This is a genomic window from Thermanaerovibrio acidaminovorans DSM 6589, assembly GCF_000024905.1.
GTDB lineage: Bacteria > Synergistota > Synergistia > Synergistales > Synergistaceae > Thermanaerovibrio > Thermanaerovibrio acidaminovorans.
This window is the reverse complement of record NC_013522.1, coordinates 676,126-687,938: the sequence shown is the minus strand read 5'-3', so window position 1 is coordinate 687,938 and position 11,813 is coordinate 676,126. Positions and strand designations below refer to the sequence as shown.

At 63.2% G+C, this 11,813-nt stretch carries 11 protein-coding genes; all 11 read right to left on the bottom strand.

Features of this window, described 5'->3' with window-relative positions; genetic code table 11:
• Positions 1-5: 5 nt before the first annotated feature.
• The 11 genes from rpsR to TACI_RS03225 all read right to left on the bottom strand — a co-directional run bounded on the left by rpsR (position 6) and on the right by TACI_RS03225 (position 11,723).
• Positions 6-251, bottom strand: coding sequence for a 30S ribosomal protein S18 (gene rpsR / locus TACI_RS03275; protein ID WP_012869404.1), 246 nt, complete (start codon positions 249-251; stop codon positions 6-8).
• A 30-nt stretch (positions 252-281) separates the two neighbouring features.
• On the bottom strand, positions 282-767 hold the full coding sequence (locus tag TACI_RS03270; protein WP_012869403.1) for a single-stranded DNA-binding protein: 486 nt from the start codon (positions 765-767) through the stop codon (positions 282-284).
• 18 nt (positions 768-785) lie between these two features.
• Positions 786-1,070, bottom strand: a complete 285-nt coding sequence (rpsF, locus tag TACI_RS03265) for a 30S ribosomal protein S6 (RefSeq protein ID WP_012869402.1) — start codon at positions 1,068-1,070, stop codon at positions 786-788.
• A gap of 81 nt (positions 1,071-1,151) precedes the next feature.
• Positions 1,152-1,448, bottom strand: a complete 297-nt coding sequence (locus TACI_RS03260) for a septum formation initiator family protein (RefSeq protein ID WP_012869401.1) — start codon at positions 1,446-1,448, stop codon at positions 1,152-1,154.
• 7 nt (positions 1,449-1,455) lie between these two features.
• Positions 1,456-3,135 (bottom strand): arginine--tRNA ligase, encoded by a 1,680-nt coding sequence (gene argS, locus TACI_RS03255; RefSeq protein WP_012869400.1) that lies wholly within the window; start codon positions 3,133-3,135, stop codon positions 1,456-1,458.
• Positions 3,136-3,185: 50 nt separating this feature from the next.
• Entirely contained in the window at positions 3,186-4,901 is a 1,716-nt protein-coding gene (locus TACI_RS03250; RefSeq protein ID WP_012869399.1) for a hypothetical protein, read from the bottom strand.
• 2 nt (positions 4,902-4,903) lie between these two features.
• On the bottom strand, positions 4,904-7,549 hold the full coding sequence (secA, locus tag TACI_RS03245) for a preprotein translocase subunit SecA (protein WP_012869398.1): 2,646 nt from the start codon (positions 7,547-7,549) through the stop codon (positions 4,904-4,906).
• Positions 7,550-7,629: 80 nt separating this feature from the next.
• Positions 7,630-8,598 carry a spore coat polysaccharide biosynthesis protein gene (locus TACI_RS03240; protein ID WP_012869397.1) on the bottom strand — a complete coding sequence of 323 codons (969 nt, stop codon included), beginning with the start codon at positions 8,596-8,598 and terminating at the stop codon, positions 7,630-7,632.
• Between the two features lie 20 nt (positions 8,599-8,618).
• On the bottom strand, positions 8,619-9,179 hold the full coding sequence (gene pseH / locus TACI_RS03235) for a UDP-4-amino-4,6-dideoxy-N-acetyl-beta-L-altrosamine N-acetyltransferase (RefSeq protein ID WP_164925126.1): 561 nt from the start codon (positions 9,177-9,179) through the stop codon (positions 8,619-8,621).
• 2 nt (positions 9,180-9,181) lie between these two features.
• Positions 9,182-10,210: an N-acetylneuraminate synthase family protein gene (locus tag TACI_RS03230; protein ID WP_012869395.1), complete on the bottom strand. Its 1,029-nt coding sequence runs from the start codon at positions 10,208-10,210 to the stop codon at positions 9,182-9,184.
• 118 nt (positions 10,211-10,328) lie between these two features.
• The gene (locus TACI_RS03225; protein WP_012869394.1) at positions 10,329-11,723 is read right to left on the bottom strand and encodes a tryptophanase; all 1,395 of its coding nucleotides are present in this window, start codon (positions 11,721-11,723) and stop codon (positions 10,329-10,331) included.
• Positions 11,724-11,813 lie beyond the last annotated feature (90 nt).

Sequence of the window (11,813 nt, the reverse complement as noted above, 5' to 3'; positions counted from 1 at the left end):
CAGGACTAGTCCGCCGTGAAGGGGAGCAGGGCCAGGATCCTAGCCCTCTTTATGGCCCTGGTGAGCTGACGCTGATGCTTGGCACAGGTCCCGGTCACCCGGCGGGGGATTATCTTCCCCCTCTCGGTGACGTACTTGCGCAACTTGTCGAACTCCTTGTAGTCCACCGCCTCAACCTTGTCCACGCAGAAGTGACAGACCTTCGGCCGACGCTTCCGGCGCTTACGGTTGTTGTTATACTGACCGTTCAACTTCGATTCCCTCCCTTCGAAGGAAGAACACTAAAAGGGCAGATCCACCTCGTCATCGTCCTTGAGCCCCGATATGTCCAGGGGGAACTCGCCGGAGAAGTCGTCGTCGTCCCTGAGGCTTCCGAAGTCCTCCTCCTTGCCCCTGGGGCCGGCGGGGAAGGAGGCGTCATCCTCCCTGCGCCCACCGGGCAGAAGGGTCAGGTTCTGAGCCACCACCTCGGTGACCCAACGGTGCTGACCAGTCCTGGCGTCGTCGAAGTCCCTCACCGAGAGACGACCCTCCACCAACACCGGACGCCCCTTCCTAAGGTACCGCTCACACAGGTCAGCCAGGTTGCCCCAGGCAACCACGGAGATGAAGTCCGTCTGGTTCTGGACCTCCCCCGACTGGGACTTCCACTGACGCCCCACCGCCACGGTTATCCGGGCCACCTTCTGCTTGCTAGGGGTGTAACGCACATCCGGATCCCTAGCCAGGTTGCCCATCAGTATGACCTTGTTGAAGCCCCGGGACATATCAACACCCCCAGACGACTACTTCTCGTCACGAGCCACCACCAGATGACGCATCACCTGGGGCTTCAGGCGAAGGACCCGCTCCATCTCCTTGATCATGGACGGCTTCTGCTTGAAGTTGTAGAGAACGTAGACCCCCTCGGTCTTCTTGGAAATGGGATAGGCAAGACGCCTCTTGCCCCAAAGGTCCACCTTCTCCACCTCGGCGCCCTGGGACTTTAGCACCTCAGCAAGCTCCTCCGCAGCGGACCTGGGATCCTCCAAATCCGCCGTGAGAATGGTAACCAACTCGTATGGCCTCACGACTTTCACCTCCTCCCTACGGACTTAGGCCTTCCGCCGAACGGAAGGCAGGGACATACATTAGGGGATTATATGGCCTTTCTATTTGCCACGCAAGGGCTTGGGAGGAACAACCTCTATCTTGTAGACCACCTCGTCGGGGTAGAAGAGGTTGAACTCCTCCCGGGCCAACCGGGCCAAACCCTCGTCCGTGGAATAGTACCGGATCTTCCTCTCCAGCATCTGGTTGTGACGGCTAAGCTTCACCAGCTCGTCCAGCCTACGGTCCACCAACCGGGCCAGCCGATCCACCTTTCGGGTCTCAAGCACGAGGGCGGTGGCCAGGATGGCCATCACCAACGTGGCGGCGGACCAGAAGACGGCCCAGCGAAGCCTCATCCCTGAGCTACATCCTCTCCGGAGCGCTCACGCCCAGTATGCCCAACGCGTTCCTCAATGCAATCCGGGCAGCCTCCATGAGCAACATCCGGTTCCGCCTCACCGGCTCCTCCTCCCCTATTATCCTGGCAACGTTGTAAAAGGAGTGGAAGGCCTCGGAAAGCTCCTGGGCATAGTAGGCTATCCGGTGGGGAGCCATGTCCCTGGCGGCCTTTCGGATCTCCTCCGGGAACTTGGCTATCACCGTGGCCAGCCTCAGCTCCTCCGGAAGGGAGAGAAGCGACGGATCCAGATCGTCCATACTGGGCCGCTCGAGCCCCCGGGCGTCACTCTCCCTCTCAATGCTGCACATCCTGGCGTGGGCGTACTGCACGTAGTAGACCGGGTTGTCCGAGGAGGCCCGCTTGGCCAGCTCCAGGTCGAAGTCCAGATGGCTGTCACAGCGCCTCATGACGAAGAAGAACCGGGTGGCATCCACCCCCACCTCGTCCATCACGTCCCGAAGGGTTACGAAGGCCCCCGCCCGCTTGGACATGGAAACCGGCTCCCCGTTCCTCAACAACGTCACGAACTGGATCAACAGGACCTGAAGATCCTCCGGATCCCGCCCCATGGCGGCCACCGCGGACTTCATCCTGGGGATGTACCCGTGATGATCCGCCCCCCACACGTCTATGACCAGATCGAAGCCCCGGTCGTACTTGTTCTTGTGATACACCACATCGGACATGAAGTAGGTGGGAGCCCCGTTGGACCTTATGAGGACCCGATCCTTCTCGTCCCCGAAGGCGGTGGACTTGAACCATATGGCCCCCTCCGCCTCGTAGGCGTAGCCCCGGGCCTTAAGGGCCTCTATGGTCCTCTCCACCTGGTCACCCACGTACAGGCTCCGCTCGGAAAACCAGACGTCGAACTTGAGCCCGAAGTCCTCCAGATCCCGCTTTATCCACTTGAGGGTCCTCTCGTAGGCCAGGTCGGTGAAGAGGGGTACTGCCTCCTCCTCCGGCAGGTCCGCCAGGGATGGGCCCTTCTCATCCAGGATCTCCCGGGCTATGTCGTACATGTAGTCTCCGTGGTAACCCTCCTCCGGGAACGGAGCCTCGTCGCCCCGGCCGATAAGCTCGAAATAGCGGCTCCGGGCGGAACGGCCCAACATCTCCATCTGGAGCCCCGCGTCGTTTATGTAGTACTCCCTCTCCACGTTCCAACCCGCATAGGAGAGGATGGAGGCGGTTATGTCCCCCACCGCCGCGCCCCGGCCATGCCCCATGTGAAGAGGACCCGTAGGGTTGGCGCTCACGAACTCCACCTGCACCTTCTTGCCGCCCCCGTCGTTCACCCGGCCATAATCGGCCCCGGCGGATATGACCCGGCGGATCAGGTCCCCAACCCAGCCCTTCGAGAGGGTTATGTTGATGAAGCCCGGGCCCGCCACCTCAACCGTCTCAACCGAGGGATCCTCCGCTATCTTGGCGGATATCTCATCCGCCAGCTCCCGGGGGTTCACCCCAAAGGACTTGCAAAGCTGCATGGCGGCACTGCACGCCCAGTCACCCTGTCCCTCCCGCTTGGGACGCTCCAGGTATATCTTGGCTCTACCGGGGATCTCAACACCCCTCTCCTGGGCCATCTGGGTCACTATGCCCCGGATCTTGTCCTCCAAAGAAAGCTTTATCTCCTCCACCATAAACCCCCCTTAAGAGAAGCCCAAATCGCTCTGGGATATTGTATAACACCTTATCTCACCAGGATACCGTCCCCCAGGCCCCGGATGAAAAAGAAAAAGTCTTCCGACGAGACGTCCGATCGCCCGCCGGCGGCGTCCCTCACCGTCAGGGCGGCGGAGAAGCTTATCCTCCCCCTCACGGACGAGGAGGAGATCCGCTGGCGCAACCAACGGGAGTTCTTGAGCACCGGCTCCACCACCGGCGAGGTGCCCTTGGGAACCCCCAGGTCCACCCGCTGCTCCAGGAGGAAAGGGAACCGGGGCTTAAGGACCTCCCCGCGGGACACCAGATCCTCCAACATCCGGGGATACACCGACGGGATCTTGAGGAGCATCCCATTGGCCCCCACGTCCAGCTGGCCCGCCATGGGGGACTCCAGCACCAGCCCTCGCTGGGACCTGCGCACCCTTACCCCATCGAAGATGAAACTCCCTCCGGTGTTCAGCCACCCCAATGGATCCTCCAGATCCACAAGGCCGATCCAGGCCCCGGAGATCAGCACCTCCATGGTGCCCTCGAAGCGTCCGTCAGGGGAAACGCTGCCCCTTATGTACGAGCTGACCCGGCTGTTCTCCGCCGGCGGCATGGGCACCCCCATGGACCCGATCTCCCCGGAGGGAAGGGACCTATAGAGGGTGCGGCCCAAGAGGCCCATGGGCACTTCCCCCGGCGGGACCCCCTGCCCCACGTAGAAGGGGGATCCGCCGAAGAGCCGCTGGGACCTGAGCACCGGGGTGAGCCACATCCCGTCGGACACGGGATCCCCGGGTGCGAAGCCGCTCTTCGGGGCCCACCAGGTCTCCACGTGATGCCCCTCCGCCTCAAGGGCGTCCCGAAGCGCCAATGTCAGGCGGGAGCCCACCGGATCCGACCCTCCCACCAGGGACATGACCCGCACCCCCTTGAGGGAGGAGGACCACCTGGACTCCAGGGCCTCCAGCTTCCCCTTGGGGTCCTTGGGAAGACCGGACAGGCGATCGGTGCGGACGGAATCCATCTCCCGAAGCCTGAGGGAGGCGGCCTCGGGCCCCCGGGAGGTGCTGAAGGAGACCCAGGGCCTCTGCCGATCCACCAGCCCCGAATCCGACATGGGGGGCTGGTTGCGGTTGATCCAAACGTAGGCTTCAACCCCGCTCAGGGAGCCCACCACCGGCTCCTGGACGCCCTGTTGCTTGAAGTTGAGCCCCCTGCCGGAGGGGATCTCCACCGATAGGACCTCCTCCCACACCGGTAGCTCCATGCCGAAGGACACGAAGCCCGAGAGGCTGGCCCTGGAGGGCACCCGCTGAACCAGGGTGATCAGAACCACCCGGCCCGCCGCGTCCTGAGGCAGGCTCATCTCGAGCCCCCGCACCCCCTCCAGCTGGGTCTCCTTGGGACTCACCGACCCCACCTCCCGCCAGGTCATGGGATCGTAGTAGCGAAGGCCCGCCTGGGCGCTGCCCCCATCGGGGACGGGGACGAAGAGCCTCCGAAGGGCGCCGGGGATCCGCTCCCCAATCTGGGCCACCAGGGTGCAGGACGCCTCGGTGGAGCCATCGGAGAGCATCCGGTAACGGCGCTCCAGCCTCCACACCAGACCATCGGAAGAGAAGGCCGCCAGGGACGGCACCTTCTCCTTGAGGGCCCTCACCCCCTCAGGAGCCAAGTCAAAGGCGTGGGCCCCGGTTGACAGGACCAGGAAAAGCCAAGCCGCCAAAGGAACCAGCCATCCACGGAGCCTCAATCCTACTCCCCCCTGCCACAGCAGTGTTTGTACTTCCTGCCACTCCCGCAGGGGCAGGGATCGTTCCTACCCACTTTGGGCCCCCGATGGAACGGCTTATGCCCCTCCTCCGCCCCGTCTCCAGGCGAGGACCCCAGAAGCATGGGCCCCCTGCCCTCCTGGACCCTGGCGGGGCGGCGCTCCTCCACGATCCTGACCCGGAGCGCCAGCTCGCAGAACCCCTCCCGGACCTTGTCCAGCATCTCCTTGAACAGGTTGAAGGACTCGAACTGGTACTCCAGGAGGGGGTCCTTCTGACCTATCGCCCGGAGGCCTATCCCCCGGCGCAGCTCGTCCATGGCCAGAAGGTGCTCCTTCCAGTGGGAGTCGAGAACGTTGAGCAGCAGGAAGCGGAAGAGCTCGCTGGCGTTCTGCTCCCCCAGCTCCGACACCTTAGTCTCGAAGGCCCTTCGGACCAGATCCAGGATCTCCCCCCTGACCTGTTCCAGGTCCTTGTCCTCCCCAAGGGGGGCGTCGAAGCCGGGACCCAAGACGGACCTAAGCCGCAGGGAGCAGCCCTTCAGGTCGAAACCACCGTCCTCCCCCCCTTGGGAGTGGGAGTCCAGTATGGCGGACACCGTGTCCTCCAGGATGGACCAAGCCCGATCGATCAGGTTATCCGCCCAGAGGATCTCCTGCCTCTCCTTATAGACCGCCTCCCGCTGCTGGTTCATCACGTTGTCGTAGGCCAGCAGTTGCTTCCGGATGTCGAAGTGCATCTGCTCAACCTTCCGCTGGGCGTTCTCTATGGCCTTGGTGAGCAGGGAGTGCTCCACCGACTCCCCCTCCTCCATCCCCATCTTGGCCATGAAGCCCTGGATCCGGTCGGAGCCGAACAGGCGGAGCAGGTCGTCCTCCAGGGAGATGAAGAACCGGCTCTCCCCCGGGTCCCCCTGGCGGCCCGCCCGCCCCCTGAGCTGGTTATCGATCCGCCTTGACTCGTGTCGCTCGGTCCCCAAGATGCAGAGCCCACCGGCGGCCACCACCTTCTTCCGCTCCTCCTCGCACAGCTTCCGGTAGCGCTCCAGGATCTCCCGGTACTCCTCCGGAGACCCGATGGGGTCTATCCCCTTGGAGGCCGCATCCTCCTTGGCCAGGAACGACGGATTGCCCCCCAGGAGGATGTCGGTGCCTCGCCCAGCCATGTTGGTCGCCACCGTGACGGCACCGAAGCGGCCCGCCTGGGCAACTATGGCGGCCTCCTTGTCGTGGAACTTGGCGTTCAGCACGTGGTGGGGGATCTTCCGGGCCTTGAGGAGCTTGCTCACCCGCTCGGAGTTCTCTATGGAAGCGGTGCCAACCAGAACCGGCTGACCGGACCGGTGACGCTCCTCCACCAGGTCCGCCACCGCGTTGTACTTCTCCCGCTGGGTCCTGAAGATCACGTCCGGGTGATCCACCCTTATCATGGGACGGTGGGTGGGGATCACCACCACGTCCATTCCGTATATCTCCTTGAACTCCTCCGCCTCGGTGGCGGCGGTTCCGGTCATGCCCGAGAGCTTCTTGTACATCCTGAAGTAGTTCTGGAGGGTTATGGTGGCCAGGGTCTGGCTCTCCCGGCCTATCCGGACCCTCTCCTTGGCCTCGATGGCCTGGTGAAGCCCGTCGGAGTAGCGCCGGCCGAACATGAGCCTGCCGGTGAACTCGTCAACGATAACGATCTCCCCGTCCTTCACCACGTAGTGCACGTCCCGCTGGAAGAGGTGGTGGGCCTTGAGGGCCTGGATAACCTTGTGGGCCAGCTCGGACATGCCGTAGTCGCTGAACAGGTTGGGGACCTTGAGGATCTCCTCGCAACGGGCTATGCCCCTCTCGGTGAGGGCCACGTTGCGCTCCTTCTCGTCCACCTCGAAGTCCTCGCCCTTCCTCAGGGATCGGGCACAGGAGTCCGCCACCCGGTAGGGCTCCACCGAATCCTCCGACGGGCCGGATATAATTAGGGGCGTCCTGGCCTCGTCGATGAGGATCGAGTCCACCTCATCCACCAGACAGTACCAGTGACCCCGCTGGACCTGCTCCCGCTTGGACAGGGCCATGTTGTCCCTCAGGTAGTCGAAGCCGAACTCGCTGTTGGTGCCGTAGGTTATGTCCGCCCGGTAGGCGGCGTACCGGTCCTCCTGGGACATGAAGGGCTCGATCACCGCCACTGTGAGCCCCAACCCCCGGTAGACCGGCCCCATCCACTCCGCGTCCCGCTTGGCCAGGTAGTCGTTCACGGTTACCACGTGAACCCCCTTGCCCTCCAGGGCGTTGAGCGCCACCGCCAGGGTGGCCACCAGCGTCTTGCCCTCCCCGGTCTTCATCTCCGCTATCTTGCCCTCGTGAAGGGCCATGCCCCCCATGAGCTGCACGTCGAAGTGGCGGAGCCCCAGGCGACGCCTGGAAACCTCCCGCACCCGAGCGAACATCTCAGGCAACAGAGCATCCAGGCCCTCCCCCGCCTCCAGACGGCCCCGGAACTCAACCGCGGTCCCCTCCAGCTCCAGATCCGACAGGGCGGACACCCGGTCCTCCAGCTGGTTCACCTGATCCACCATCTTCCTGTACCTGGACAGGGCCCTGTCGTTGGGATCCAGGCCCAGCATCTTGATGATCCCCTTGATCATCCAGCCAATACCACCTTTCATGCTTTAACGAGCCCATAGGCCCGGTTAGATCCGATCAACCCGTAGATTATATCCCCAAACTAGCCCTCCACAGCCCAACGGGCCATCTCCTCCGCCGCGTTGAGCGCCCCCCTGGGATCCACCGCCCCTGGCGGGGGCGGGAAGGCCCTCTCAACAGCCCAGATCAGCTCCCCCCTGCCCCAGGAGCCCCAAGGCCCCAGATCTATCCCAAGCCCCATCTCCCCTATGGCCCTACCGTTGGAGGCCTGATTGTCCGCCACCTGGAAAGTGACGATCCGCTTGCCCAGCGCCAGAGCCTCGTAGGCGGTGACGCTGGAGGTGCAAAGCACCGTCCCGCACGAGGCCATCCGATCCGGCAGGTCCGGGGGAGAGACCAGCACCCGCACGTTCCGAGCCCCCTTCGAGAGGGCGGTCAGCTCCTCCACCAGATCCCGGGGCACCATGGGGCCCACCACCAGATCCAGTGGGAAGGGCAGGTCCCAGCGGAGGAGCTCCAGGTTGACCCCAAGGGGGTCCGATGCGCCGGGGATCACCAAGATCCGCTCCCCCCCTCGGGGCTCCAGACGCCAAAATATCCTTCGCAACAGGGCGTAGCGGGGCCCCAGCAGGAGCCTGCCCCGGACGTAGCCCAGTTCATGGGCAGTGAGGCTGTAGTTCAGCACCCCATGGGCATGCAGATCCACCGGTAAGGTCCTCAGATCATCTATGACGAACAGCCTGCCCAAGCCCCTCAAGGCATCAAGCTCCCGGCAACCCAGGAGGTAGCTGTCCGCCACGGTCAGCGTGGGCCTTAGGTCCCACATGCGGGGGACCAGATCCCCCACCGCCGCGTCCAGCGGGTCCCGCAACTCCAGCACCTGGAGGGGCTGGTTGGAGTCCCAGTTGGACTGGAAGAACTCCACCGCCCACCGGTTCGCCGCCAGGACCACCGGGAACCCCAGGGAGCTAAATGCCTCCGCCAGGGCCAGGCACCGGGAGGCGTGGCCTCCCCCTATCCCCGGCCCACCATGGGTGACTATGAGAAGCATGCCCTCAACCCAAAGACCCGTCAGCCGGACAGGCCATCCAGCATCTCAGCCATCCGAGCCCGCCTTCCGAACCAATCCTCCCGGAAGGTGGCCATCCAGTAGAGGTCCTCCCACGATCCCTGGGGAGACCTGATGTGCCTCTCGAACCGGCCCTCCACCTTGAAACCGAACTTCAGGTACATGGAGATGGCCCCCACGTTGGATCCAACCACAGAAGTGTACATCCGCTCCAAACCCTCTTCATCAAAGGCCCAATCCATCAGGTGGAACAACATCCTCTTAGCCAGGCCCCTCCCAAGGTATTCCCTCTCGCCTATGTACATGCCCCAATCGCAACGCAGGGATTCCCGATCCAGGTCCTTCAACGTGACCACCCCGAACGGCACCCCATCCAGGTGGGCCACCCTCACCACCTGACGCTTGGGCTCCCCTGACAAGGAATCAAGCCATCGGGCGTGCTCCTCCTCGGTTATGATGGAGCTGTTCAGCATTTGATGCCTAACGTGATCGCTGTTCCGCCAGCGTAGGACCAGAAACTGGACCTCTCGGGGTTCGCTCAGGATATCTCGGTAGTCTATCAAATCTATATCATCTCCCAGGTTATCCACTGGTCCGCCTCGATGTGGCACTTGGCGGCACGGCCCACTATCAAAGGCACGAACTTGGGCCTTATGCCGTACCCGGGACGCTTCACGGTCAGCATCTCCCGGGTTATCACCGTCCCGGCGGGGATGTCCACCGCCGCATGCACGCTGCGCCGGGCCTTCTGATAGAACTCCATCTCCTCCGGCCTGGGCCCCAGCTTCCTCCCGTCCCCCAGGGCGGCCTCCACGTCCCTTATCTGCCTCACCATCTCACAGAGCTCCCGGGGCTCGATGGCAAAGGGATGGTCTGGACCCTCCATGGTCCGATCCAAAGTGAAGTGCTTCTCTATTATCTTGGCCCCCATGGCCACCGCCGCTACGCTGATATGGATCCCGGTGGTGTGATCCGAAAGACCCACCGGGGTGCCGAAGGCCCTGTGGATGGTCTCCATGCTCCGAAGGTTCATGATGGAAGGGGGCGCCGGGTAGGTGGAGGCACACTGCAGAAAGGCCACGTTGGGGTTCCCCGCCTCAAGGGCGGCACCGTACGCGTCCTCTATCTCCCCCAGGGTGGCAAGGCCAGTGGAGATTATCATGGGCTTCCCCTTGGAGGCACAGTAGCTTATGAGCGGAAGGTCCACCAGCTCAAAGGAGGCTATCTTGAAAAGGGGGCTCAGGGGATCCAACTCGTCCACCGCGGCGAAGTCGAAGGGGGTGGCGAAGAAAACTATCCCCCGGCTGGCACAGTACTCGGACAGCTCCGGCAGCCAATCCCTGGGGGTCTCTATCTCCTTGATCAGGCTGAACAGGTCCTTGGAGTAGCCGGAGTGCATGGGGGTCCTGCGGGAGTAGAGCCCCTCGGCGGTGTATATCTGAAACTTGACCGCGTCCGCCTTGGCCTCCACCGCCGCGTCCACCAGCTCCTTCGCCAATGACATGGACCGGTTGTGATTGGCCCCCACCTCGGCTATCACGAAACAGCGCTCCCCGTCACCTATGGCCAGATTATCTGCAACCTTTATCCTCATTCTCACCCCTCCTAGGCCACCAAAGGATAACACGTAACGGGCCCGGATTACATGAAAGGGGCCGGCACTGGGCCGGCCCCCGGGTCGTTCGCGGCGCGTAAAGGGTCTAACTATCGATTTAGAGGCTGACGGGGCTCAGGTGGGCAAGGAAGTGGTGTAGCCCCTTGGCCGCCGGGGCGAAGTCCACCTTGAGGCCATAGCGGATGCTGTCCCGCCTCTTGTAGACGTTGATTATGGTCTCCGCCACGTACTCCATGTGGCTGTTGGTGTAGGTCCTGCGGTTGATGGCAAGACGGAAGAGCTCCAGCTTGGGGTAGACGATCTCCCCGGTGGCCTCGTCCTCGGTGGCGAAGGCCAGGGCCCCAAGGCCTATGCCCCGGACCGCCCCCTCCCGATAGACCTCCACACCCAGCACGTCGGCGGGATAGTACTTCTGGGGGATGTGGGGGAGGAACGCGGCGGCGTCGATGAAGATGGCGTGACCACCGGTGGGCTTCACGAAGGGAACACCCGCCTCATCCAACAGGTCACCCAGGTAGGCCACCTGGGCTATCCGGTGGGACAGGTAGTCCTCCTGGACCATCTCCCGGAGCCCCTGGGCCAGGCACTCCAGGTCCCGGCCCGCAAGACCACCGTAGGTGGCGAAGCCCTCGAAGAGGATCACCCGGGGCAGGATCTTGTAGTAGAGGTCCTCGGTCCTGGTGCACACCAGGCCGCCTATGTTCACCAGGGGATCCTTCTTGGCAGAGACGGTTATGGCGTCCGCACAGTCCATGCAGGCCTTGAGGATCTCCGCCACCGACATGTCCTTGCAGGCCTCCTCCCGGGTCTTTATGAAGTAGGCGTTCTCCGCCATCCGGGCCGCATCCAGGAAGAGGGGTATGCCGTACTTGTCCGCCACCTTGCGGACCTCCCGAAGGTTCGCAAGGCTCACCGGCTGACCGCCGCCGGAGTTATTGGTGATGGTCACCATGATCAGGGGGATCCGCTCCACCCCGTAGGTCTGTATGGCCTTCTCCAGCTTGGCAATGTCCACGTTGCCCTTGAAGGGATGGTACTTGGCGGGATCATAGGCCTCGTCTATCACGCAGTCCACCGGTTCGGCCCCAACGTTGAAGATGTGTGCCCTGGTGGTGTCGAAGGGCATGTTGAAGGGGATCCTGTCACCGGGCTTCACGAGGGCACCGAAGGTGACGTTCTCCGCCGCCCGGCCCTGATGGCAGGGGATCACGTAGTCAAAGCCCAGGATGTCCTTGACCGCCTCCTTGAGGGCGTAGAAACTCGTGGCCCCCGCGTAGGCCTCGTCACCCCTCATGAGCGCCGCCCACTGCTGCTTGCTCATGGCCCCGGTTCCGGAGTCGGTGAGAAGGTCTATGTAGACGTCCTCGGACCTCAAGCCGAAAAGGTTGAAATGCCCCCTCTTCAGCGCCTCCTCCCGCTGAGCCTTGTCCGGTATGGACACGGGCTCCACCATCTTGATGCGAAAAGGCTCCGGCTGAATGCGTCTGACCACAACAAGTTCCTCCCTTGACTGGTCTTCGGCTCATCTGGGCTTGACTCGATGCCTTCCTCGGCTCTGGCTTTCATAAGCCTAGCACTTAAA

Coding starts and splice junctions, on each gene's coding strand:
- TACI_RS03230 (WP_012869395.1), bottom strand. CDS start 10,210: ATGAGGATAAAGGTTGCAGATAATCTGGCCATAGGTGACGGGGAGCGC.
- TACI_RS03270 (WP_012869403.1), bottom strand. CDS start 767: ATGTCCCGGGGCTTCAACAAGGTCATACTGATGGGCAACCTGGCTAGG.
- TACI_RS03260 (WP_012869401.1), bottom strand. CDS start 1,448: ATGAGGCTTCGCTGGGCCGTCTTCTGGTCCGCCGCCACGTTGGTGATG.
- TACI_RS03240 (WP_012869397.1), bottom strand. CDS start 8,598: ATGCTTCTCATAGTCACCCATGGTGGGCCGGGGATAGGGGGAGGCCAC.
- secA (WP_012869398.1), bottom strand. CDS start 7,549: ATGATCAAGGGGATCATCAAGATGCTGGGCCTGGATCCCAACGACAGG.
- argS (WP_012869400.1), bottom strand. CDS start 3,135: ATGGTGGAGGAGATAAAGCTTTCTTTGGAGGACAAGATCCGGGGCATA.